We start from the raw sequence: 24,161 nt of genomic DNA, 5'->3' as shown, positions 1-24,161 counted from the left end.
AGCGAGGCATGAACGTCAGACAAAATCCGTTTTTTCAGGTGAGCACGTTGCCCTACCAGGCGCCGCCGTTTGACCAGATTCAGGAAGAGGACTTTCTGCCCGCGCTTCAGGCGGGCATTGAGGAGAAGCGTAAAGAGGTCGAGGCGATTGCGCAGAATCCCGAGGCGCCCACCTTCGCCAACACCTTTGAGGCGCTGGAGCGCAGCGGACAGCTGCTCGAACGCGTTAATCTGGTCTTTGGTGCCATGACCTCCGCCAATACCAGCGATTACCTGCAGCAGATCGATGAAGAGATTGCACCGCAGCTGACCGCGCTGAACGACGAGATTGTACTGAACAGCGCGCTATTCGCGCGTCTTGACGCTGTTTATCAGCAGCGTCAGGCGCTGGCGCTCGATCCGGAGTCGCTGCGGCTGGTGGAAGTGACCTGGCAGCACTATCAGCTGTCCGGCGCCAGTCTGGACGAAGAGGCCAAGCAGAAGCTCAAGGCGCTGAACCAGCAGGCGGCACGGCTCAGCACGCGCTTCACCAATAAACTGCTGGCCGCCACCAAAGCGGGCGGGCTGGTGGTACAGAGCGCCGACGCGCTTGATGGCCTGAGCCCGGCGGATCTCGCAGTGGCACAGGCGGCAGCGAAAGCGCGCGGGCTGGAGAATGCCTGGCTGCTGGTGCTGCAGAACACCACTCAGCAACCGGCGCTGCAGGCGCTGCGTTCGCGTGCGACGCGGCAGGCACTTTTCGCCGCCTCGACCGGCCGCAGCGAAAAGGGCGATGAGAACGACACCCGCGCGCTGGTGCTGGAACTGGCGCAGCTGCGCGCGCAACAGGCGCAGCTGCTGGGTTTCGCCAGCTTTGCCGAATGGCAGCTGAAAGATCAGATGGCAAAAACCCCGGACGCGGCGTTCGCCTTTATGCGCCATATTGTTCCGGCCGCCCGCGGGCGCGCCGAACGCGAAGCGGCCGCCATTCAGCAGACCATTGACCAGCAACAGGGTGATTTTACGCTGGCCGCCTGGGACTGGAACTTCTACGCCGAGCAGGTGCGTAAGGCGCAGTACGATCTGGATGAGAGTCAGATCCGCCCCTATTTCGAGCTGAACAACGTGCTGGAGAAAGGGGTATTCTGGGCTGCCAGCCAGCTTTACGGCATTCGCTTCACCGAGCGCCACGATCTGCCGGTCTACCATCCTGACGTGCGCGTATATGAGATTTTCGATGTGGACGATGCGCCGCTGGCGCTGTTCTATACCGACTACTTCAAGCGCGACAACAAAGGCGGCGGCGCATGGATGAGCAATTTCGTTAACCAGTCCAGGCTGCTGGCGACGCGTCCGGTCATCTATAACGTCTGTAACTACACCCGACCACCGGAAGGCGAACCGGCATTGCTCAGCTGGGATGAGGTCGTGACGCTGTTCCATGAGTTCGGCCATACGCTGCATGGGCTGTTCGCCACCCAGCGCTATCCGAGCCTCTCCGGCACCGCCACGCCGCGCGATTTCGTTGAGTTTCCTTCTCAGTTTAACGAACACTGGGCAAGCGAGCCGCTGGTTTTCCTGAACTATGCCCGCCACTATCAGAGCGGTGAGGCGATGCCGGAAGCGCTACATCAGAAAATCGTGCGCGCCAGCCGTTTTAACAAAGGCTATGACATGAGCGAGCTGCTGGCCGCCGCGCTGCTGGATCTGCACTGGCGCAGCATCCGCGTTGGCGAGGCGCCGCAGTCAGTAGAGGGCTTTGAGCAGCAGGCGCTGCAGAGCGATAACCTGGCGCTGGCCGCCGTACCGCCGCGCTATCGTTCCAGCTATTTCCAGCATATCTGGGGCGGCGGCTACGCAGCGGGGTATTACGCCTATATCTGGACGCAGATGCTGGCGGACGACGGCTATCAGTGGTTTGTGGAGAACGGCGGGCTGTCGCGCGAGAACGGCGACCGCTTCCGCCAGATGATCCTGTCGCGCGGCAACAGCAGCGATCTGAAGCAGCTTTACGAAAACTGGCGCGGCGGTGAGCCGCAGCTTGAGCCGATGCTGAAAAATCGCGGTCTGGCGGATTAATCATGAGCGGGCGCAATGCCCGCTTTTTTATCCCAGCGGGCCGCCCTCGATGGTTTCGCACATGCCCGCCAGCACGCGCTCGCCCGTCTCCTGCCGCAGTTCCTGATACCAGACCGCGGTCGCCTGCGGATCCTTGCCATGCGTTATGTCGCAGCGTTTACGCGCTTTCAGCACCAGATCGCGGGTGCGGCTGACGCGTCGCGCCTCATAGCGCAGCAAGGCGTCCTCAATGCCCAGCGAGTGGGCGGCGAGAGAGGAGGCCAGCACCAGCGCGTCTTCCATCGCCGCGCAGCCGCCCTGACCAATATCTGGCGTCGTGCTGTGCGCCGCATCGCCCAGCAGCGCGATGCGTCCGTTGACGAAACGGCTGAAGGGCTCGATATCATGGATCTCTACGCGGTTGGTGGTCGCGGGATCAATAGCCTCAATCAGACGCTGTACAGGCTGCGCCCAGCCCTGAAAGTAACGGCGCAAATCGGCTTTGAGCGTGCTGCGATCCTCCTCCAGCCCCTTCGGCAAGGGCACGTCAAAGAAGAAATAGAAGCGATTGCGGCTAACCGGCATTAACGAGACGCGCTTGCCTTCGCCGACAAAGGTCGTCCACTGATCGTCGGGCGCCAGCGACGCATCGATCTCCACCAGCCCGTTCCAGTTCACATAGCCGGCATAGCGGCGCTCGACTTTTTCGCCCAGCACGCTATGACGAATAACTGAATGCGTGCCGTCGGCGGCGACCAGCAGATCGCCGTGCGCCAGCGTGCCATCGTCAAAGGTGGCGGTGACGCCGTTGCCGTGCTGGGTGACCTGCGCCACGCGTTTGCCAAAGCTGACGCGTTCGCGGCCATAGCTCTCTATCAGCATCGCCTGTAGTTCGGCGCGCGCTACCGGAGAGGGGTATTCGCCTACCTGGCGTACCAGCGGCTCCATACTGAAACGCGTCAGGGTCGCGCCGCTGGCGAAATCCTGGTAGGCCATATACGCCATATTTCCGCTCAGCGCGCGCAGCTGCGCTTTCAGGCCCAGCGCATTGAGGCATTTCACGCCATTGGGCCAGACAGAGATGGCCGCGCCGACCGGCTTCATCTCCTTTACGGCTTCAAAAACGGCGGTTTCGATGCCCACTTTTTCCAGCGCGATAGCCGCGCACATTCCGCCAATGCCGGCGCCAGTAATAATCGCTTTCATACTTTCCTCCTTGTTGATGATGTAAAAGCTGCAACTTTTGTACCAACCCGGCCGGGCCGGTATAGCGGGGCAATGGCAGACAAACTGAGGTGGGGGCGCGCCAGCAGCGGGCAGCCAGACCAGCAAAATGCTCTATTCTGGTGCTTAAGAAGAGGGATGAACCTTTCGTTTCATGCAGCGGCTGAAGTGTGACTGCCAGGCGGTTTTGCATGCGCCGCACAGACATTTGTCCGTTCGCCAGCCATACTTAGCCGGTGTCGAACCCAGGGAGAGTAAAGATGAAAACTCGTTACATCATGCTGATGCTGAGCGCCTTACTGCTGGGGCAGAGCGCCGTTGCGCAACCGACCGCCTCGCAGGCGTTGTTTACCCCACGCGCGCCTGTTGTTCAGCTGACGCCGGTTGCGGCCAAATGCGATCTCGCCAGCTGCCAGCAGAACTGCTACGTAGAGCGTTCACACTGCAATACGCGCGGAAACGGTTCCTGTAGCAGCGAAGCGCAGATTTGCGTGCAGAACTGCGCCAGCCAGTGCAGATAAGGCATAAACGGCAAATCTTGCGGTTTGCCGTTTATTGATTCAGGTCAAACCATCCTGTCGCCGTTTCCCTTTTCAGCCTGTCATCATTTAAAATAGTCATTTTCCTGTCACCTGAACCGGCTTTACTGCCGGGCAGTCTCCGCGCCTTTTTAAGGATGTTATGACTTACCTTTATCTGTTTATCGCTATAGTGGCGGAAGTAATCGCAACCAGCTGTCTGAAAGCTTCCGAATCTTTTACCCGCCTGTGGCCCGCGGTGGCAACGGTGGCAGGGTATGGCATCGCCTTCTATTTCCTGACGCTGGTGCTGCGTACCATGCCGACCGGTATCGCCTACGCCATCTGGTCGGGCGTTGGAATTGTGTTGATTTCCGTGGTTGGCTGGGTGGTGTTCAAACAGAAGCTGGATCTGCCTGCCATGCTGGGCCTTGGATTGATCATTGCCGGGGTGCTGGTGGTGAACCTTTTTTCCAAAACGGTCGGGCATTAAGGTACTGTATTTCACTGTTATCGACGGGAGGAAAACGTGAAAAAACAGCTCACCGAGGCGGATATTCATGAGGTGCAGACCCTTTATCAAAACCCCTGGTTTAGCGTGCAGAAGGCGAGTATTGCGCTTAGCGAACAGGAGCGTCGTGATTTCTATGCCGTCCATCACGAACGTCCCGCGGTAGGTATTGTGGCGATGCAGCAGGATAAGATCCTGCTGATCAAACAGTATCGTTATCTGATCGATCGCGTGGTCTGGGCGATTCCCTCCGGCGGCGTCGATGTTGATGAGACGCCCTTATGCGCCGCGCAGCGCGAGCTGCTTGAAGAGAGCGGCTATCGCGCGAAAACCATCCGTGAGCTTATTCGTTACAATCCCTCCTACGGAAGCAGCGATCAGCTGTTTATTACCCATCTTGCCACCGATCTTGAATATGTGGGCATGGATGACGATCAGGATGAAGTGATGGACACCGGCTGGTTTACCCGTGAGGAGATCCGGCAGCTCATCGTCAGCGGCGAAATGCCTGACGGACTCTCGCTGGTGCCGCTGCTCTTGCTGCTGGCGGATCCCACTCGTTGAAAGGCGCGGCGCGCTACTGCGCCGCGTGATACTCGGTTATCAGGGCCTTGATCAGCGCCGCCGCGGGCATTTCCCGCGCCAGCATCGCGCCCTGGCCCGCCCACTGTGCGCCAAAGCCGTGCTCGCCCTGAGCGGCGGCCGCGGCGGCGAGCGCTTTGCCCAGCGAGTAGGCCAGCGGATAATCCGGGATCGCCTCGTGCGCGATCCCGCGCGTATAGTGGCAAAAGGCGTTACTGAGCGCGCGCGCCGGCCGCCCGGAAATCGCAGCGGTCATTTCTGTCCCGGTGGCGGTAGCGCTTTTTAACGCTGCACGATAAGCGGCATTAGCGGCTGACTCCGGGCAGAGCACAAAGGCCGTTCCCAGCTGCACGCCCGTTGCGCCCAGCTTCATCATGGCGGCGATGGCGTTGCCGTCCATAATGCCGCCTGCGGCGATAACAGGAAGATCGCACTGCCTGACTATCGCCTGCACCAGCGTCATGGTGCTCATTTGCGTATCCGTTTTTTGCGGATCGAAAATACCGCGATGACCGCCCGCCTCAATTCCTTGCGCTACCACGAAATCGATGCCTGCGGCAGCGGCCTGGCGCGCTTCGTCAACAGAGGTAGCGCTGGCCAGCGTCACTATACCTTGCCTTTTCAGCTGGTCGATAACGTCCTGTTCCGGCAGGCCGAAGTGAAAGCTTACCGCTGCGGGAGCCGCATTCAGGATCGGCTCAAGCAGCGGGGAGCTGGCATTAAAAGTGGGGTAGATCTCAGTCAGTGACTGAGGCGGCGACGCGCCATACTGCTCAAACAGCGGTTTAAACCGCGCCAGCCAGGCGCTTTCACGCTCAGCATCGCGCTGCGGCGGCGCGTGGCAGAAGAGATTGATATTAACCGGTCCGGTGGTCAGCTGGCGCAGGTGGTTCAGCATGGCACTGGCCTGCGCCAGGTTTGTCGCGCCGAGGCTAATTGAACCCAGCGCGCCAGCGTTGCTTACGGCGGCGGCCAGCTCCGGGGTAGAGACGCCCGCCATCGGGGCCTGAATCAGCGGGAACGCTATCTGTAGCGCGCGGCAGAGCGGGTTTTCCATCATTTCTCCTGCTGGTGGAAATAACAGCGGCCAGCATCGCGTCGCAGCGGCTAAAACACAACCCTGACGCTTAACTCTGTGGCTCAGGCAGCAAAAAACCATACCGCTGCAGTATCGTCTGCGCCGTTGCCGAGTGCAGAAAACGCGCCAGCGGCTGGGCTGATGGCTGACAGACCGCATAGCCATAGCGCGCAAAAACGTTGTCCGCGGCAGGAATGTTGAACACCCTGAGGGCAGGGAACGTCGCCAGGCGCGGCGCATAGCTGGCGTAGCCAATAAAGAGATCGGCCTCATTATTGCTCAACAGCCAGTGCGCGGCCAGCGCGCCTGCGGGCAACGGGAGGCTGTCGGCACCGCCTGCCAGCATCTGCGCGCGCTGGCGAAGATTGTCCCCCAAACCTGGATAACGCCTCTCGAGCGCGGCAAACATCTGCCAGGTGTAATCGCCTGAAGGATCGCTGAGCGGCGTTGAGGTCGCCAGCCGCAGTTCCGGGCGCTGCAGCAGAGTAAGCCAGGTATCCGCAGCATCCACCACCTCGGATCTGGCGGTCAGACAGAGGCGGTTGGCGGTAAAAACCCGGCTTTCACTCGCCACGCCTTGCCGTACCAGCGCATCCGCATGCGCCAGGCTGGCGGAGGCGAAAAGGGCGCACGGCTCGCCCCGCTCAATACGCTCACGCAGCAGCCCGGCAGGGCCGAATAGCGTTTCAGCCGCGAGGCCGCTTTGCGCGTTAAAAGCCGTCATCAGCTCCGGCCAGACGGGCCGCAAACTACCGGCTGCCAGTACGCGCAGCATCGTCAACATAATGGGTGCGGTAGAAGCGCTGATACCAGCGATCGGCCTGCTGTTGCATGTCAATATCGCGGAATTTTTCCGGGTAGAGCTTTTTCGCCATCCACAGCTCGCCCAGACCTGTCGCCTCCGGCATGGGATAACCCCATGCCTTAGCGTAGGCAGGCATCAGCCAGACGCGATGGTTTTTCACTGCGTCAATGGACTGCCACTGCGCATCCTGGTTGATATCATTGACGACCTCAGGGTAGCGGTCCTGCACAAAAATTACCTGCGGATTCCAGGCGATAACCTGCTCCATGCTGACCTGCTTAAATCCCTGTACGGTCGCAGCAGCAACGTTTAAGGCACCGGCATGGGCCATCATCAGGCCCGTATATTTACCAGAGCCGTAGGTGGTGAGCGACGGGTTTGCCATATAGGCGCGTACCCGCTGTTGCTGGGGCAGGGAGCCCAGGCGGTCGCTGACCAGCTTGCGGCCGGCGAAAGCGGCGTCAATCAGGGCTTTCGCCTCTTGCGGCTTATTAACCACCTCGCCGATCAGCGTGATGCCTTCTTTCAATCCGAGGTTATAGGCCCGTTCTTCATTCTGCATACCGGGGTTTATCTTTCCCTGCTGGCCAGGGTCATCGTGGCGCAAAGAAATCGCGATAACCGGGATGCCCAGCGCGGAAATTTTATCAATCATCTCCTGCGGGGCGTAGTTGGTGACAAATACCGCCTGCGGGTGCAGCGCCACCAGGCTTTCCACATCAACGTGGGTGAGGTCGCCGAGCATCGCTTTATGCGTCAGTTCCGGCACCAGTTGCGCATAGCTGTCGCCAAGCTGCTGTTTCCAGTTAGCGAGGATGCCAACAATTTTGTCGGTGGCGTTAAGCTGAACCAGCAGATTCAGCGTCTGATGCTGCAACACGACGACGCGATCAACGCGATCGGGCAGGGTGACCTGACGACCAAGCTGATCGGTAATCACGCGGCTTGCCTGGCTGTTAAACGCGCTCAGCGTGAGCAGGCCAGCAATGAGAGAATGACGCAAAAAGCGGGACATAATGGGCTCCACAAAGCGATATGTCGTGGAGTATATAGCGTCAGGCTGAGTGATGAACAGAACAATCCATATTAGTTACATCATACATTTGAAGTTTGATTAAACCGTCAGCCCAAGCGCTAACACATCATAAGTCTCCAGAGTGAAAGCGCCGGTTCGCTAATCTATCCGGAAGCCCTGCGTTTCCGGATGATATTTCGCTTAAAGACCATGCTCCAGCCAGGCCGTAATCTGCGTCACCATCGCCTCGGTGGAAATACCGTAGCGGTCGTGCAGCGTCGGCAGCGCGCCCGCGGCCAGAAAGGCATCGGGCAGGGCGATCTGACGGAAGCCAGGCGTTACGCCGTGGCGCAGCAGCGATGCCGCAATGGCTTCGCCCAGGCCGCCGGTAATCGAGTGGTTTTCCGCCGTAATCACCAGCCGTCCCGCGCTGGCCGCTTCGCCAGCCTCGCGCAGTATGGTCGCCTCATCCAGCGGTTTAATCACTGGGGAGTGCACCACGCCCACGTCGATGCCGCGACTTTCCAGCCGTTCCGCCGCCTCCAGCGCGCGCATCGTCATTAAGCCGCTGCTGATAATCACCGCATGTTTGCCCGAACGCAGGCGCTGCGCTTTGCCGTGCTGATAGCGGTAGTCATACTTATCCAGCACCAGCGGGACTTTGCCGCGCAGCAGGCGCATATAGACCGGCCCCTGATGTTCGGCGATAGCGGGCACCACCTGGCTGATTTCCCGTGAATCGCAGGGATCGATAATCGTCAGGTTGGGCATACCGCGAAATATCGCCAGATCTTCCGTCGCCTGATGGCTTGGGCCGTAGCCGGTCGTCAGGCCAGGCAGGGCGCAGGCGATTTTTACATTAAGGTTCTCTTCGGCTATCGCCATACAGATAAAGTCATAGGCGCGGCGCGAAGCAAACACCGCATAGGTTGTCACAAAGGGCGTAAAGCCTTCGCGCGCCATACCGGCAGCGGCGCTCATCAGCAGCTGCTCCGCCATTCCCATCTGAAAGAAACGATCGGGAAAAGCCTCGGCGAAAAGATGCAGATCGGTATATTTGCTCAGATCGGCGGTTAACCCGACGATATCCTGACGCTGACGCGCCAGGCTGACCAGCGCGTGGCCAAAGGGCGCGGATTCCGTGGGCTGGCCCTCAGCGGCAATCGAGGCGATCATCGCCGAGGTGGTCAGCCGTTTTTTTAACGCAGAAGTATTCATCTTATTCTCCCTGTTCCAGCGCGGTAAGGGCTTTATCCCATTCATCGGCCTCAACGCGAATAAAGTGGGTCTTTTCCCGGGTTTCAAGGAAAGGCACGCCTTTGCCCATTCGGGTATCGCAAATAATCACGCGTGGCTGCGCCTGCGGCCAGTTGCGCGCGGCATCAAAAGCGACGACCAGTGCATCGATGTCGTTGCCGTCCACCCGCTGCGTATACCAGCCGAAAGCCTGCCAGCGCGCCTCAACCGGCTCAAACGCCAGGATCTCGCTGCTGTGGCCATCCGCCTGCTGGTTATTAATGTCGATAATGGCGATCAGATTATCCAGCTGCCAGTGCGACGCCGACATTGCCGCTTCCCAGGTTGATCCCTCGTTCATTTCGCCGTCGGATAGCAGATTATAAACCCGCGATGACGATCCTTTCCGCTTTAGCCCGAGACAGGTGCCAACCGCAATACCCAATCCATGTCCCAGCGAGCCGCCGGTAATCTCCATGCCGGGCGTATAAGCCGCCATGCCGGACATCGGCAGGCGACTCTCGTCGCTGCCGTAAGTTTCGCGCTCCGCTTCAGGGATAACGCCCGCCTCCAGCAGCGCCGCGTAAAGCGCGATAGCATAATGACCAATTGAGAGATAAAACCGATCGCGGCCTTCCCATTGGGGATCGGCGGCGCGATAGTTCAGCGCATGGAAATAGCTAACGGCGAGCAGATCGGCAGCGCCAAGGGCCTGGCCGATATAGCCCTGGCCCTGAACCTGGCCCATCAGCAGCGCATGGCGTCGAATACGGGCGGCGCGCTGGCGTAGCGTCAGCGGCGAAGTTTCAGTATGCATAGAACCTCCTGATTAACGATTAACGTCCGCTGCCCGGATGCGCAGCACGCAGAGCGCACCCAGCAGCAGAACCGCAGCGATAAAGTACATGCCTGAGGCGGGCGAACCGGTCAGCGTGGTAATCGCGCCGATAAGCCAGGGCGAAAAGAATCCGGCGAGATTGGCGATGCAGTTCACTGCCGCAATACCGGCCGCGGCAGAAACGCCGCCCAGCAAATTGGTTGGCAGCATCCAGAACAGCGACGAGGCGGAGAGAATGCCTGCCGCCGCAACGCAGAGGAAGGAGAGCGACAGCGCAACGCTATGGCCCAGCAGGGTTGCCAGCGTCAGGCCCGCCATGCCAAGCAGCATCGGAATGATAAGGTGCCAGCGGCGCTCGCGATGACGATCGCCGCTGCGGCCCGCTATCAGCATAAAAACGATGGCGCACAGATAGGGCAGACTGGTAAGCAGGCCAATATGCAGCGGTTCGCGGATGCCAGCGTTTCTTACCAGCGTCGGCAGCCAGAAGGTCAGGGCGTACTGACCCATCACCACGCAAAAATAGATAGCCGCCAGCGTCCAGAGCCGCTTGTCCGCCACGAAAGCCTTAATGGTGCCGTGGTGCGACTTTTGCTGGTTATCTTCCTCCAGATCGGCGCGCACCATGTTTTTTTCGCTTTCGTCGAGCCATTTCGCCTGTTCAACGCGATCTTTGAGCACCACCAGCACGACGAATCCCATCAGGATCGTCGGGATCGCTTCCAGCATGAACATCCATTGCCATCCCGCCCAGCCGCGCGATCCGGCGAAGGTCTCCATTATCCAGCCCGAGAGCGGGCCGCCGATCATGCCGGAGAGCGGAATCGCGACGAACCAGAGCACCGTCATGCGCGCCCGTCGTTGGGCAGGGAACCACCAGGTGAGATAGAGCAGCAAACCCGGGGCCAGGCCAGCTTCCGCCACGCCAAGCAGGAAGCGCAGCAGGTAGAACTGCCAGGCTGTCTCGACAAAGACGAAGGCGCCGGAGATCAGGCCCCAGGTGATCATAATGCGGGTAACCCAGCGGCGAGCGCCGACGCGGTGCAGGATCAGGTTGCTGGGCACCTCAAAGATAAAATACCCCAGGAAAAAGATCCCGGCGCCCAGTCCATAGACCGTTTCGCTCAGCGCGAGATCGTCCATCATCTGCAGCTTGGCAAAGCCGACGTTGACGCGATCCAGATAGGCGCAGAGGTAACACAACATTAAAAACGGCATCAGACGCCAGGCGATTTTTCGGTAGGCGCCGTCGCGCGCAGCGACAGCCGCACTGATATTCAGCGTTGTCATAATAATCACTCCGGGAGTGACCAGCAGCCGGGCTGCTGGCGAAAAGGGGGCCGATCAGTGGATCAGCATGCCGCCGTTCACGTCTAAGGTGATGCCGGTGAGGTAGCTGGAGAGATCGCTGGCGAGAAACAGCGCGGCGTTGGCCACATCGTCTGCCTCGCCGAGGCGTCCAAGCGGGATACCGTCAATAATGGCGTGGCGACGTTCGTCATGCAGTAGCCCGCCGGTGATATCGGTCTGGATCAGACCTGGCGTCAGCGCGTTGACGCGGATCTGATCCGGGCCGAACTCGCGCGCCATCGCTTTTGCCAGGCCGAGCACGCCCGCCTTAGCCGCGCTGTAGTGCGGGCCGCCAAAGATACCACCGCCGCGCTGCGCCGATACCGATGACAGACAGACAATACTGCCGCCGCCCTGACGCTGCATAATGGGGATCACCGCCTGCGACATCAGCAGCGTGCCGCGCAGGTTAACATCGAGGATGCGGTTGTAATCCTCGATGCCGATCTCCAGCGTTTTAACCGGTTGCGTAATGCCCGCGTTATTGACCAGCACGTCAATGCGGCCATATGCCTGCATCACCTGAGCGATAGCGCGCCGAATAGCATCACTGTCGGTGACGTTGGCGGCGAGGCCCAGGTGCCCGGATCCCAGCGCCAGCGCGGTGCGCTGCGCCGCGGTTTCATCCAGATCCAGCACCACGACGCGCGCGCCGTGGCGGGCGAAGCAGGCGGCCGTTGCACGTCCAATACCGCGCTGAGACGCGGCGCCGGTAATAATCGCAACTTTTTCTTTCAGCAACATAAATAACTCCAGTTTCTTTTTTTATAAGGTTCGGTATCGCTACCGGTAGGGTTCATCCTCAGCATTAGAAAAGGCGACAACGTTGGCAATGCAAAAAAATTCATTTGATGCTGAATGAAATTGTTGGTTTGATGCAGTTAACATTTTTTATTTTTTAAAACGGATATAAATCACAAAAACGTGAGCGGGAATGTTTATGGAAAAACCTGTCAGTCAGCTTCCTTCTTTAAAATCGCTGCGCGTATTTGAAGAGGTGGCGCAAAACGGAAATGTGGCCCGGGCGGCGGAAAAATTAAATATCACGGCATCAGCGGCGAGCCACCAGCTGGCGAAACTGGAGAAAGAGCTGGGCTCAATTTTATTTCACCGCTCGGCAAAAGGCGTGGTATTAACTCTGGCGGGAGAGCGTTATTTAGAGGAGATTCGACCGCTGATCCTGGGGCTGACGCAGGCGACGGCGCGTCTGCGTAATGAGAAAGATCGCAGCGCGCTGCGTATTCACTGCGCACCCAGTTTTGGGCTGTTATGGCTGCTGCCGCGTCTTCATAAATTTCGCGAGGCGCACCCGGAAATACAGGTTACGCTCTCCTGTTCTTATGAAAATCTCTCTTTTAGCCGCGATAATATCGATATTGCGGTGCGCCATGGGTTTCCTGAATGGAAGGCATTTGAAATAAAAACCATTCGCCATGAAAAAATGTCGGTGCTGGCATCGCCCGCTTATCTGGAAAAATATCCGCTGCGCGAACCCGCCGAATTAAACAACCACGCGCTGATCCTTTCCGAGTCGCCGCTTATTCAGTGGCCGCAGTGGTTCGCCACGCAGCAATTGCCGCAGCCCGCCAGAGAGTGGCTGTTTCGCTTCGATCGCTCTTATATGAGCCTTGAAGCCGCAATGCTCGGTCATGGGCTTATCTTTGAAAGCGAACTGCTGGCCGCTGATTATCTACGCAGCGGCAAACTGGTAACGGTATTTGACGCTGCCCTGAGTTTGCCGGTCAGCGCCCATCACCTGGTTTATCCGCGCGGCTATGCGCAGTTTCCGCGCGTGAGTGACTTTCTGCAGTGGATTCAGGCGCAGCTGAGCGAATAAGCGGGCTAGCCGCGGTATCTGACGGCTTCCACAAAAGCGGCGAAGGCGGAGGAGGTGTTCCGTCGGTTAGGATAGTAGAGGTGAAACCCTTCGAATGTCGGACTCCAGTCGGCGAGCACTTCAATCAGACGGCCTGCTTCAATATGAGGCCGCGCCATCTGCTCCGGCACATAGGCCAGGCCGATGCCGTCCAGCGCGCCGTTCATGACGTGAATAATACTGTTGGATAGCAGCGGGCCATTTACCCGGATATTTAATTTGCGATCGTCCTTTTCAAATTCCCAGGCGTAGACGCTGCCGCCGACCGAGTGCCGGATATTAATACAGCGATGCGCCGTCAGATCCTGCGGAATAACGGGAACAGGATGCGTCTGAAAATAGTCGGGCGTGCCGACCACCGCCAGCCGCCAGTCTGGACCCAGTCGAACCGCAATCATATCGCGGCTGATCGATTCACCCAGTCGAATGCCGGCGTCAAAACGCTCCGTGACAATATTGGTAAAACCGTAGTCGATACAAATTTCCACGCTGATATCAGGATATCTGGCAAAAAAAGCGGGCAGCGCAGGACGAAGCAGGCTTTCGGCGGCATCGTCGGAACAGGTAATGCGTATATTGCCGGCAGGAGTATCACGTAATTCGCCAATGCGGGCAATTTCGCTATTAATCTGTTCAAACAGCGGCGCAACCGACTGCAACAAACGTTCGCCCGCTTCCGTTGGCGCGACATTACGCGTGGTGCGCGCCAGCAGGCGCACGCCGATGCGCTCTTCCAGATTACGGATAGTATGGCTGAGTGCGGAAGGACTCACCCCCAGGCCTGCCGCTGCTTTGGTAAAGCTCTGCTCCCTCGCCACAGCAATAAACGCCTGAATATCATTCATCTTATCCATACCTTATTAATGATTTTAATTCACAGAGAGTGGAAAATTATCTTATTGAGGCGGGCGAATCCAATCGCATTTACTCAATCGCACAGATCATTAAAACCCGCCATGCCCAGAAAAAGCCTCTGCGTGGGCGTTTAGTTAATTACTAAATTTTATTCAGCAGCGTATGCGGCGTCGGCAGGTTAATCATTCCACTCTTCTCTGTAAGGATAGAGTGAAATCGATAGCCATTAAGGCCGGAGCTCTATGGAAATTCAAATTAACAATAAAACCCTACAGGTCGATGCCGAAGGCGACACGCCGTTATTATGGGTGTTGCGCGACGACCTGGGCATGACCGGGACAAAATATGGCTGCGGTCTGGCGCAGTGCGGCGCCTGCTCGGTCATGATCGACGGAAAGATAGCGCGATCCTGCGTCACCCCGATTGATAAGGTCGCCGGTAAGCAGATCACCACTATCGAGGCGATCGAAGCGGATGATACGGGCAAACGCGTCGTACAGGCCTGGGTGAAGCATCAGGTACCGCAGTGCGGCTATTGCCAGTCTGGTCAGGTGATGGCGGCGACTGCGCTGCTAAAGCAGAACGCGCGCCCAACCGACCAGGAGATTGCGGCGGCGATGGTGAATCTCTGCCGCTGCGGCACCTATAACGCCATCAGCGCAGCCATCCACGAGGTAGCGAGTCAGGGAGACCAACCGTGAAAGCCTCTTCCAGCGCACCAGATATTGCCTTCGGGGATGAACCTGTCAGTTTGTCGCGCCGCCGATTTTTGCTCGCCTCGGGCAGCGTAGCAGGCGCGTTCGTGCTGGGGATTGGTCTGCCTGTGGGGCAGGCTCGCGCGCAGGCGGCTGAACAGACGCTGCCGCCCGGTACGCGCGTCCCGGCGTTTCTTGAAATCCGGCCAGACGGCAGCGTGCGTTTTCTGTCGCCGTTTATCGAAGGCGGACAGGGCATTTTTACTGCTATGGCGCAGATCGTCGGTGAAGAGCTGGATGCCGATCCCGCCACGTTCCTGGTAGAGAATGCCCCGGCTGGCGAACAGTACAAGGTGATGGATAGCGGCATGCGCATTACCGGCGGCAGCCAGTCGGTGCGAACCAGCTACGCGACGATGCGCCGCCTCGGCGCGCTGGCGCGTCAGATGCTGTTGCAGGCGGCGGCAGAATCGCTGGGCGTGCCGATTGCGGCGCTGCGCACCGAGCCTGGAAAAGTCGTGCACGACGCCTCAGGGCGTACGCTGACTTACGGCGAGCTTGCCAGCCGCGCACACGATCTGCCGGTTCCGCCCGCTGATTCCGTCGTCTTAAAAGATCCTGCTCAGTTTCGCTGGATCGGCAAACCCGTTAAGCGCGTCGATGTTTATGAGAAATCGACCGGGCAGGCCATCTACACCATCGACTGCCGCGTCGACAATATGCTGCACGCGGCGGTACAGCACGCGCCGCGCCTGGGAATGGAGGCCGGTGAGCTACGCAACGCGGAGCAGGTTAAGGCCATGAAGGGCGTGCACTCGGTTCACCGGTTATCAGGCGCAGTGGCGGTGGTCGCCGAGCGTTGGTGGCAGGCGAAACGCGCCGTTGAGGCATTGCAGGTAGACTGGCAGGCTGCGACAGACGCTGATGCGATGTCGGCGGATTTCTCCTCCGACGATTTTGCGCAAACGCTGGCTAACGAACCGGGCGAGGGCAAAGAGGCTGAGGTCAAAGGCGATCTGGCAACGGGCCTGTCTGCGGCCAAAACCACGATAAGCGCCACCTACCACAGCCAGTACCTTAACCATGCCCAGCTGGAGCCGCCTTCGGCGCTGGCGCGCTTTAACGATAACGGCACGCTGGATCTCTGGATCCCTAATCAGGCGCCGGAGATGTTTCAGGGCGAGGTAGCAAAACGCACCGGGCTGGCCGCCGATAACATTATGATCCATTCGCCGTTGCTGGGCGGCTTTTTCGGCCGTCACTTTGTTTACGACGGCGCGATGGCGTGGCCGCAGGCGATTGAACTGGCGAAAGCGACAGGCCGCCCGATCAAGCTGATCTGGAGCCGTGAAGAGGAGTTCCTGCGCGACACCCGTCGCCCGATGGCGGCGGTGCGCTTCCGCGCCGGGCTGGATGACGAGGGATATCCGCTGGCGCTGGAAGCGGTCAGCATCTGCGAAGGCCCGACCGAAGGCATCTCAGGTAAGCAGGGCGATAAGCTCGATCCGACCGCCACCGAGGGCCTGACCGGCAAAGCCTATGATATTCCTCATGTGCGCATCGCGCAGATCTATAAAAAAGGGCCGGTGAAACTGGGCTACTGGCGTTCCGTCGGCAATTCGATGAACGATTTTCTCTATGAGAGCTTCCTTGATGAGATTGCGGATAAAGGCAAGGTAGATCCCTATGAGCTGCGGCTGCGCCTGCTGAAAGGCAATCCGCGCCTGACGACGCTGCTGGAAGCGGTAGCAGAGCTGTCGGGCGGCTGGAAACCGGGCCCCTATACCGCCGACGATGGCAGCCGACGCGCCCGGGGCGTGGCGATGGCGTCGCCGTTCGGCACCGAAGCGGCTGCGATAGCGGAAGTTTCGATTGAGAACGGGCAGGTCAGGGTGCATCGGGTCTGGGAGGCGATCGATCCCGGCAGCATCGTCAATCCGGCCATCGTCGAGGCGCAGGTCAACAGTGCGGTCGCGCTGGGGTTATCGCAGGTTCTGCTGGAAGAGAGCCTGTTTGAAAAGGGCCAGCCGGTCGCGCGTAACTACGACCTTTATCCCATTCTGCCGCCATCACGCATGGCGCAGGTCGAGGTACGCATTATCGAGAGCGGCGCAAAAATGGGCGGCATCGGCGAACCGCCGCTGCCCGCCGTGCCGCCTGCGGTCGCAAATGCGGTCTCCAGGCTGACCGGCCAGCGTATCCGCTCTATGCCGCTTTCACGCTACAACTTTACCTGAGCCGCCGATTTTTAGGGAAAACATCATGACTATAAAAAGGCTCTGCCTGTTGCTGACGGCAACGCTGATCGTCGTGGCTGCCGTGCTGCTGTGGACGCTGCGCACGCCAGCGTCGCCTTTCGATAAGGCGACCTCGACGGAGGCGGCCGCATCGCCCGATCTTATCCGGCGCGGCGAATATGTCGCCAGACTCAGCGACTGCGTCGCCTGCCACAGCACGCCAGAGAACGCCCCCTTTTCCGGCGGTCTGCCGATGGCGACGCCGGCAGGAAAAATCTATACCACCAACATTACGCCTGACAAAGAGACCGGCATCGGCCGCTATTCGCTGGCTGACTTTGATCGGGCGGTACGTCAGGGCGTAGCGCGCGACGGGCATCGGCTCTATCCGGCGATGCCGTTTCCTTCTTATCAAAAGCTGAACGACGAGGATATCCGCGCCCTTTATGCCTTTATGATGCATGGCGTTCAGCCCGCCGCGCGGCAAAACCAGCCGACGGAAATCCCGTGGCCGCTTAATATGCGCTGGCCGCTGGCCTTATGGCGCGCCGCATTCGCTGCTGGCGCGCCTTATCAGACGGTGGAGAAGCGCGACGATCGCTGGAACCGGGGCGCTTACCTGGTCGAAGGCCCGGGGCACTGCGGCAGTTGCCATACGCCGCGCGGTCTGGCCTTTAACGAAAAAGCGCTGGACGCAACCAGCCCGGACTATCTGGCGGGCGCACTGCTTGACGGCTGGTACGCGCCCAGTCTGCGAGGCGACGTCGGCAGCGGCATCAGCCGCTGGAGCGAAGATGACGTGGTAGCGTTTCTGCAAAAGGGACGCAACCAGCACGCCGTGGTTTTCGGCTCGATGGCCGATGCGTTTAACAACTCAACGCAGTTTATGCGCGACGACGATCTGCGCGCCATCGCGCACTATCTCAAGTCGCTGCCGCCAGGCAGCAACGACAGCGGTAAAGCCTGGCGTTACCCGGCGCAGAGTGAACAGGGCGCAAGCCGCCTTCCCGGCGAGCAGACCTTTAACGCGCGCTGCAGCAGCTGCCATGGCGCCGACGGTCGCGGACAAGCGCCCTGGATCCCGCCGCTGGCTGGGGCGACCTCTATGCAGGTAGAGGCCTCTTCGGCGATCAATATCGTGCTTAATGGATCAGCCCGCATTATTGCCGACGGTGTTCCGGATGCTTACCGGATGCCGCCCTACCGTAAACAGCTTTCCGACCAGGAGACGGCGGACGTGCTTAATTATATTCGCTCCTCCTGGGGCAACGGCGGCGCGCAGACAACGGCAAAAGCGGTGGGAGAGATGCGTCAGCATACCGATCCTGCCAGCAGCAACGTCATTATTCTGCAGATGCGGTGATGCGGGCTGATGCGCGCTGTTCAGACTGCTGCGGCAGCGCGCATCAGCCATTATTGAATTTAATTCACAATTACATCCGGTTTATCCAGGTTAATTCAATCCGGCAGTTTGGGTAGGATCTTATAGCCCTGAAACTTATGGATTCTCTTATGACCGCTATGACTACGCACGCTGCATCGCGTCACTCTGCCGCCTGGGGCGCCATTTTCTCTATGGCGCTTGGCGTCGTGGTGCTGATCGCCTCTGAATTTATGCCTGTCAGCTTGCTGACGCCCGTGGCGCAGGAGCTGGGCATCAGCCAGGGACAAGCAGGCCAGGCGATCTCCGTGAGCGGGTTTTTCGCCGTGCTGACCAGTCTGCTTAATACGCCGCTTACCGGCCGCTTTGACCGCAAGAAGGTGCTGAGCACCTTTACGCTTTTACTGACAATTTCCGGTCTGACTGTCACATTCGCGCCAGACGGACTAATTTTTATTGTCGGCCGCGCGCTGCTTGGCGTGGCGATAGGCGGATTCTGGTCGATGTCGACGGCGACGGTTATGCGCCTCGCGCCTCCTCATGCCGTGGCGAAGGGGCTGGCGCTGATTAACGGCGGCAATGCGCTGGCCGCCACCGTCGCCGCGCCGCTCGGAAGTTTCCTCGGGCAGTATATTGGCTGGCGCGGCGCATTTTTTATTGTCGTGCCGCTGGCTGTCGCCGCGTTTATCTGGCAGTGGCGCGCTATTCCGTCGCTGCCGGCGCAGGGAGATAACCATACCGCGAACCCTTTGCGACTGCTTCGCTTGCCGCACGTCGCCTCGGGAATGGCCGCGATTCTGGCGCTGTTTATGGGACAGTTTGCTATTTTCACCTATCTGCGCCCGTTTATGGAGTCGGTAACGGGAGCCAGCGTCAGCGCGCTCTCGTTTATTTTGCTGCTGTTGGGCGCCGCCGGGCTGGCAGGCACCTGGGCTGTCGACCGGCTGCTGAAGAGACACTTATTTCGCTGGCTGATTCTGATCCCGCTGGCGATGGCGACCCTCGGCGCGCTGCTGATCTGGCAGGGTCATTCACTGCTGATAACGGGCGCGCTTTTAGCGATATGGGGACTGGTTTCGACGCCTGCGCCGGTCGCCTGGGGGCTGTGGCTGAGCCGCGCGCTGCCGGAAAGCGCAGAGGCGGGCGGCGGCCTGATGGTTGCCGTGATCCAGCTGGCGATAACCGCAGGCGCGGCGCTGGGCGGCGAGCTGTTCGATGCAGTGGGTTGGTGGAGCCCTTTTGCTATGGGCGTTGTGCTGCTTATGCTGTCGGCGCTGTTTGCCGCGCTGGCAAACCGACACTATCTTCACCAGGATGCCCAGCGTTAACAGGGCATCGTTGACTATTTAACCGCCAGGGCACGCCCTGGCTTAATCACAGCCGGAGAGATCAGGTCATGCACAACCTTGATATGCAGGTATTGAACGCAGGATTGCAGTGGGTTGACACGCATGAGGTATGGCTCTGTACGGTACTCTCTACCTACGGTTCTTCGCCGCGTCCGCCCGGTGCGATGATGATCATCCGCAAAGAGGGGCATCACTGCGGTTCGCTTTCAGGCGGCTGCGTTGAAGACAGTTTTATTGAGCGCATCAATCAAAACGCGTTCCCGGCGTCCAGTCAGGTGGTGCGCTACGGCGAAGGGGGCTTTGAACCGGACAGGGCGCTTCCGTGCGGCGGCGTGCTGGATATTCTTGTTGAAAAGCTGCCGCCCGGCGCAGCCAGCCGTGGCTATCTGCAGAAAATGTATGATGCGCTGGTCGCCGCTACGGCGGTTAAAAAGAAGATTATTCTGCCGCATCCCTGTCATGCGCTGGAGCCAGCCGCCTATACCAACAGTACGCTCACTTACCGCGACGGGGCTGCGATAACGTTGACGCTCTCTACCGCGCCGAGACTGGTGATTGGCGGACTTTCCAGCGTAGCGGTTTTTTGCGCGAATTTTGCCGTCGCGCTCGGCTTCGAAACCATTGTTTGCGAACATCGGGAAGAGGCGCTGCAGAATATGGCTGCTTCGCTGGATGCGAACGTCACGCTGATTAAGCAGTTTCCCGCTGTTTATCTGGAGCGGGAAGGTTGCCATGCCGGTACGGCGATCCTGTCGCTCACACACGACCCGCGCATTGACGATCTCACCATGATGGAAGCGGTGAATTTGCCTGCGTTTTATATCGGCGCGATGGGATCGAAAAAGAACAGCCTCAGAAGAAAAGAGCGGCTGGGCCAGTATGGGGATGTCGCGCCTGAGCAGATAAGCCGTATTCACGCGCCGGTAGGGCTGGATATCGGCAGTAAAACGCCGTCGGAGATCGCGCTGTCCGTTCTGGCGGATATTGTGCGCTATAAGAACGGCTGCGTGGAGGCGAGTGCGTCTTTAGCTGAGCAGGCGTGGGAGCAGGGAAGTTTGATATGAGGATCGCCATTCTGGTTCTGGCTGCCGGATTCAGCCGCCGCTTCAGAGAGAGCGGCGGCGAACATAAGCTACTGGCTTCGCTGAACGGCAAGCCGGTCTTGCAGCACACGCTGGAACATGCCGCGGCTACGGGACTGGATCTCTTTGTGGTAACGCGGCCTGAAGAGACGGAAATAGCGGCGCTTATCAACGCGGGCCGTTCCGTTATCTGCAACAGCCAGGGCATCGGCGACTCTATCGCAGCGGGCGTTAAAGCCAGCGCGGATTATGACGGCTGGCTGATTACGCTGGGCGATATGCCGTTTTTAACAGTTGAGAGTTTACTGGCCGTTGCTGATGCGCTGCGTCATGCGCCGCTGGTTCGTGCTGAAGTGAATGGCGAGCCCGGCCATCCAGTGGGTTTTCAGCGCCCATTTTATCCTGCGCTTATAGCGCTGTCAGGCGATACGGGCGCACGCGCTTTGCTACAGCGCGCGCCGTGTCAGGCAGTAAAACTCGCGGACAAGGGGTGCGTGCTGGATATTGATACCCGTTCAGATCTTCAGCGCTTTCTTCGCGCCCCGTAAGCTCTCAGCCGGAACGCTTTCCGGCTGAGAAGGGGGATTAAATACTCAGTCCGCCTGCGATATAGCCGCTTCCCGGCGATCTGATATAAACCAGTTTAAGGGTCAGGTGACAGGCGGTGTAAAGGGTGATGTTGTGCTAAAAAAAGTGTTATAAAATTCCACGAGGCTGGTTAACCAGAAGGAATCATTTTATGACAACAGGACTTGCAGTCAGGGAAGAACCCGGTCGGTACTATACCTTTCAGTCCCGGTTGCCTCCGGGTGAATTTTTTGAAATCCGTCCTCGATTTTTACCCTCTAACGCCAAACCGATAACCGACGATGAAAGCGGGATGTGCATTGGTTATTCCGTTTCACAGGCTCCCGGCTTATGGCGTATTTATGATACCGATGGCACTTTTGTCAGGCTTGAAGAAGCTCCGCTTGAATTGCCGCTGATTGATCCACTTGATATTGCGTTACTTGCAGCCGGTGTTTTCCGCATCTTCTTTGCAGGCAGAGCGTTGTTGCAAAGCGGAGCCAGAACGGCCATTGCTGTAAAACTAAGCCAGAGCACCGTTTCTTTCCTGCGTGCCCGGTTAAAAATGGGCCTGTCAGCCCGTAATCTTAAAATGACAGAAACAGCAGCAAAACACATGTATAACCCCGGACGCTATGTGCCTTTACAAATTCAGGAGAAAGCTATCCGCTATGGCCGTAGGATGCCAGACCCACAAAAAACCCCAGGTCTTTTCCGTTACGAGACGGACATGTACCGCCTGGTTGAAGACAAATCCCGAAAAGGTTATTACTACTATAAACGCTTTACGCTTGAGGTCATAGTTCGCGAAAAGGACTGGACGATCACACATTTTTTATACAAGTGACAGGGGTATCATGATAGAAATCGTAAGTGGCTCAAGAACATTGCGTCTTTCGCCATTCGAAAGACAAAACACCCCAGATGCCCCCGCATATGACTGGATAAGCACATATGTTGAATATCAACTTCCTGAGTTAAAAACACAATATCAGGCATCATTTTGTGCTGGGGAGTTAATTGATTTGAGGAAAAATATAGCCTCTTTATATCAGGGATTGATTAATGGGAGTAAATTGCCTGATGTAGTGTTCGACAGTACTGAAAATCAGTTAAATCTTCGTTTTATTCCTGTGCCCTATAATTCTATCGTAGTTGAGTTAACGCTCAGACCTGAAAATCCCGCTGAAAGTGTCATCATAAAAGATTCATTTGGCATAGATCAGAGCTACTTTCCGGCATTACTGTCCGGCCTTGACGAGATGATTAACTGGCAGAACTGACCAGCTTTAATCAGATTTTGATTTAGTCGCTAATGTTTGAAACCAATTGATTTAGTTTGGGAACCTGTATTATGGCCTTAAAACTAACAGGATATGAGCAGCAAGACATCTTCTAGGTAATTCATTTACTTAGAGGATTAATTATGGCTGTAAAAAGCAGGGGGCGCGATCGGCTTCCCGATGGTCGCATGAAATCTTATCGTCGTGTTGGTTCACGTTTTACCAGTTGTTCCAGATGGTTTGATAAATCTCCATCCTGGTATCGCAATATGATGATGACCCGGCCAGAGCGTCGTGAAGTAAAAAAGCTTCTTAATCAGGTCTTGCGTGGCCGTGATGCTGACGGTATCGCATTTCCAGTCAGCAATAAGCCGTTTGCATGGTGGTGGTGAACATTTTTAGCCGCTAAAAAACACCGGGCAGTGACAAAACGTGTTTTTGTTGCTGTCCGGGATTGAGCAGGCTTGGTAACAGACTCAGCGAATAATTTACCAACGGTTCTTCCTGACTCTATATCGGTGCACATAATGTATATTATGTTAAATGAGATATCAGTAATACGTAGCGTGGGCTGCGCCGGATGCTTCACTCTTCCCCTTTCTCCCTGAACGGCTAAGACCCCGTTTCAGACCGGGCGTAAATTTGCGGGCCGCCTCGGCTGCTGTGCGCTTTCCTCTTTCGCCACGTATCGGGCTTTTGCTATGGTCCGGCAGACAAAACGCTGGCGGAGGCTTCAGGATGAAGACCACTCACACGCCGCACGATGCGGTGTTCAAAACCTTTCTGTCGCACCCGAAAACCGCTCGCGACTTTATTACGCTGCATCTGCCGCCCGCGTTGCTGGCCATCTGTGACCTGTCGACGCTCAGGCTGGCGTCCGGCAGCTTCGTCGAAGATGATTTACGTCCTTACTACAGTGATGTGCTTTACTCGCTGAAAACGCGCCATGGCGATGGCTACGTGCAGGTTTTGATTGAGCACCAGAGTTCACCGGATAAACATATGGCCTTTCGCCTGATGCGCTACGCCATCGCTGGCATGCAGCGCCATCTCGATGCCGGCCATAACAGACTACCGCTGGTGATCCCCATTCTGTTCTATCAGGGCAAGCGCAGCCCTTATCCTTATTCGCTCTGCTGGCTCGATCTTTTCAGCGAAACTGAGCACGCCGCTGCGCTGTATAGCGGTACGTTCCCGCTGGTTGACGTAACCGTTATTCCCGATGAAGAGATTATGCACCACCGCAGCATGGCGGCGCTGACCCTGCTGAAAAAGCATATTCGCCAGCGCGATTTAGGCAGCCTGCTCGATCGGCTGATAACGCTGATGCGGACTGAATTTATGACCAGACAGCAGGTAATCGCGCTGGTAAACTACATGCTTCAGGTCGGCGAAACGCCCGATCTTGAATTAACCCTTAGCGAACTGGCGCGGCATGTGCCACAGCATGAGGAGCAACTGATGACCATTGCGGAACAGCTGGAACAGCGAGGCATGGAAAAAGGCAAGCGTGAAGCCAGCCTGGAAATTGCCAGAAATATGCTGAAAAGCGGTCTGAATAATGCATTCGTGATGAAAATGACCGGCCTGACCGAACAGGAGCTAAAGCAGCTCCAGCCCTGATCGGGTTCGGAAAAGAACCG

Annotated in this window: 24 protein-coding genes; 15 read left to right on the top strand and 9 right to left on the bottom strand. The window is 57.9% G+C overall.

The genetic code is table 11. From position 1 onward, the window contains the following. Window positions 1-8 precede the first annotated feature (8 nt). Window positions 9-2,057 (top strand): peptidyl-dipeptidase Dcp, encoded by a 2,049-nt coding sequence (dcp, locus tag EKL29_RS03695; RefSeq protein ID WP_126688875.1) that lies wholly within the window; start codon window positions 9-11, stop codon window positions 2,055-2,057. A 27-nt stretch (window positions 2,058-2,084) separates the two neighbouring features. Here the strand turns inward: dcp and hpxO are convergent, their stop codons facing one another. Beyond that, a complete protein-coding gene (gene hpxO / locus EKL29_RS03690; protein WP_126688874.1) occupies window positions 2,085-3,242 on the bottom strand; it encodes an FAD-dependent urate hydroxylase HpxO in 1,158 nt (385 codons plus the stop codon). A gap of 278 nt (window positions 3,243-3,520) precedes the next feature. Between hpxO and EKL29_RS03685 the strand changes: the two genes are divergently transcribed. The 3 genes from EKL29_RS03685 (at window position 3,521) to EKL29_RS03675 (ending at window position 4,853) form a co-directional block, all read left to right on the top strand. Then, entirely contained in the window at window positions 3,521-3,781 is a 261-nt protein-coding gene (locus EKL29_RS03685) for a hypothetical protein (RefSeq protein ID WP_120452617.1), read from the top strand. Between the two features lie 160 nt (window positions 3,782-3,941). Beyond that, on the top strand, window positions 3,942-4,271 hold the full coding sequence (locus EKL29_RS03680) for an SMR family transporter (protein ID WP_120452616.1): 330 nt from the start codon (window positions 3,942-3,944) through the stop codon (window positions 4,269-4,271). A 36-nt stretch (window positions 4,272-4,307) separates the two neighbouring features. Then, window positions 4,308-4,853: an NUDIX domain-containing protein gene (locus tag EKL29_RS03675; protein WP_126688873.1), complete on the top strand. Its 546-nt coding sequence runs from the start codon at window positions 4,308-4,310 to the stop codon at window positions 4,851-4,853. Window positions 4,854-4,866: 13 nt separating this feature from the next. On the opposite strand, the gene EKL29_RS03670 is transcribed toward EKL29_RS03675, so the two are convergent. The 7 genes from EKL29_RS03670 to EKL29_RS03640 all read right to left on the bottom strand — a co-directional run bounded on the left by EKL29_RS03670 (window position 4,867) and on the right by EKL29_RS03640 (window position 11,937). Continuing rightward, entirely contained in the window at window positions 4,867-5,928 is a 1,062-nt protein-coding gene (locus tag EKL29_RS03670; protein WP_126688973.1) for a nitronate monooxygenase family protein, read from the bottom strand. A gap of 70 nt (window positions 5,929-5,998) precedes the next feature. Next, on the bottom strand, window positions 5,999-6,730 hold the full coding sequence (locus tag EKL29_RS03665; protein ID WP_120452893.1) for a substrate-binding domain-containing protein: 732 nt from the start codon (window positions 6,728-6,730) through the stop codon (window positions 5,999-6,001). After that, window positions 6,699-7,769: an ABC transporter substrate-binding protein gene (locus EKL29_RS03660; RefSeq protein ID WP_120452611.1), complete on the bottom strand. Its 1,071-nt coding sequence runs from the start codon at window positions 7,767-7,769 to the stop codon at window positions 6,699-6,701. Before EKL29_RS03660 ends, EKL29_RS03665 begins: the two co-directional genes overlap by 32 nt. Window positions 7,770-7,970: 201 nt before the next feature. Continuing rightward, entirely contained in the window at window positions 7,971-8,987 is a 1,017-nt protein-coding gene (locus EKL29_RS03655; RefSeq protein ID WP_126688872.1) for a transketolase family protein, read from the bottom strand. A gap of 1 nt (window position 8,988) precedes the next feature. Then, window positions 8,989-9,822, bottom strand: a complete 834-nt coding sequence (locus EKL29_RS03650) for a transketolase (RefSeq protein WP_126688871.1) — start codon at window positions 9,820-9,822, stop codon at window positions 8,989-8,991. A gap of 12 nt (window positions 9,823-9,834) precedes the next feature. Continuing rightward, window positions 9,835-11,133 (bottom strand): MFS transporter, encoded by a 1,299-nt coding sequence (locus EKL29_RS03645; protein ID WP_126688870.1) that lies wholly within the window; start codon window positions 11,131-11,133, stop codon window positions 9,835-9,837. Window positions 11,134-11,187: 54 nt separating this feature from the next. Then, window positions 11,188-11,937, bottom strand: a complete 750-nt coding sequence (locus tag EKL29_RS03640; protein ID WP_126688869.1) for an SDR family NAD(P)-dependent oxidoreductase — start codon at window positions 11,935-11,937, stop codon at window positions 11,188-11,190. A 196-nt stretch (window positions 11,938-12,133) separates the two neighbouring features. Here EKL29_RS03640 and EKL29_RS03635 point away from each other — a divergent pair, with 196 nt between their 5' ends. Beyond that, window positions 12,134-13,030, top strand: coding sequence for a LysR substrate-binding domain-containing protein (locus tag EKL29_RS03635; RefSeq protein ID WP_120452601.1), 897 nt, complete (start codon window positions 12,134-12,136; stop codon window positions 13,028-13,030). Window positions 13,031-13,035: 5 nt separating this feature from the next. Here the strand turns inward: EKL29_RS03635 and EKL29_RS03630 are convergent, their stop codons facing one another. Further along, window positions 13,036-13,914, bottom strand: a complete 879-nt coding sequence (locus EKL29_RS03630; RefSeq protein ID WP_205685209.1) for a LysR family transcriptional regulator — start codon at window positions 13,912-13,914, stop codon at window positions 13,036-13,038. Between the two features lie 252 nt (window positions 13,915-14,166). Here EKL29_RS03630 and EKL29_RS03625 point away from each other — a divergent pair, with 252 nt between their 5' ends. The 10 genes from EKL29_RS03625 to EKL29_RS03580 all read left to right on the top strand — a co-directional run bounded on the left by EKL29_RS03625 (window position 14,167) and on the right by EKL29_RS03580 (window position 24,141). Continuing rightward, window positions 14,167-14,625, top strand: a complete 459-nt coding sequence (locus EKL29_RS03625) for a (2Fe-2S)-binding protein (protein WP_120452596.1) — start codon at window positions 14,167-14,169, stop codon at window positions 14,623-14,625. Then, a complete protein-coding gene (locus EKL29_RS03620) occupies window positions 14,622-16,856 on the top strand; it encodes a molybdopterin cofactor-binding domain-containing protein (protein ID WP_126688868.1) in 2,235 nt (744 codons plus the stop codon). Before EKL29_RS03625 ends, EKL29_RS03620 begins: the two co-directional genes overlap by 4 nt. Window positions 16,857-16,881: 25 nt before the next feature. After that, the gene (locus EKL29_RS03615; protein WP_126688867.1) at window positions 16,882-18,219 is read left to right on the top strand and encodes a cytochrome c; all 1,338 of its coding nucleotides are present in this window, start codon (window positions 16,882-16,884) and stop codon (window positions 18,217-18,219) included. Window positions 18,220-18,368: 149 nt separating this feature from the next. Beyond that, on the top strand, window positions 18,369-19,565 hold the full coding sequence (locus EKL29_RS03610) for an MFS transporter (RefSeq protein WP_311778959.1): 1,197 nt from the start codon (window positions 18,369-18,371) through the stop codon (window positions 19,563-19,565). Between the two features lie 68 nt (window positions 19,566-19,633). Continuing rightward, a complete protein-coding gene (locus EKL29_RS03605; protein ID WP_126688866.1) occupies window positions 19,634-20,650 on the top strand; it encodes an XdhC family protein in 1,017 nt (338 codons plus the stop codon). Further along, on the top strand, window positions 20,647-21,216 hold the full coding sequence (locus EKL29_RS03600) for an NTP transferase domain-containing protein (RefSeq protein WP_126688865.1): 570 nt from the start codon (window positions 20,647-20,649) through the stop codon (window positions 21,214-21,216). Before EKL29_RS03605 ends, EKL29_RS03600 begins: the two co-directional genes overlap by 4 nt. Before the next feature lie 191 nt (window positions 21,217-21,407). Further along, window positions 21,408-22,082 (top strand): hypothetical protein, encoded by a 675-nt coding sequence (locus EKL29_RS03595; protein WP_269949045.1) that lies wholly within the window; start codon window positions 21,408-21,410, stop codon window positions 22,080-22,082. Between the two features lie 10 nt (window positions 22,083-22,092). Further along, entirely contained in the window at window positions 22,093-22,518 is a 426-nt protein-coding gene (locus EKL29_RS03590; protein WP_120452587.1) for a hypothetical protein, read from the top strand. Window positions 22,519-22,661: 143 nt separating this feature from the next. Continuing rightward, entirely contained in the window at window positions 22,662-22,910 is a 249-nt protein-coding gene (locus tag EKL29_RS03585; RefSeq protein ID WP_120452585.1) for a hypothetical protein, read from the top strand. Window positions 22,911-23,256: 346 nt separating this feature from the next. Continuing rightward, a complete protein-coding gene (locus EKL29_RS03580; RefSeq protein ID WP_126688864.1) occupies window positions 23,257-24,141 on the top strand; it encodes an Rpn family recombination-promoting nuclease/putative transposase in 885 nt (294 codons plus the stop codon). Window positions 24,142-24,161: the final 20 nt, after the last annotated feature.

The sequence above is a fragment of the Pantoea sp. YU22 genome (genome assembly GCF_003970755.1).
Taxonomy (GTDB): domain Bacteria; phylum Pseudomonadota; class Gammaproteobacteria; order Enterobacterales; family Enterobacteriaceae; genus Pantoea; species Pantoea piersonii.
Note: the sequence above shows the minus strand (reverse complement) of the source record. Positions and strands in the feature narration are given on the sequence as shown.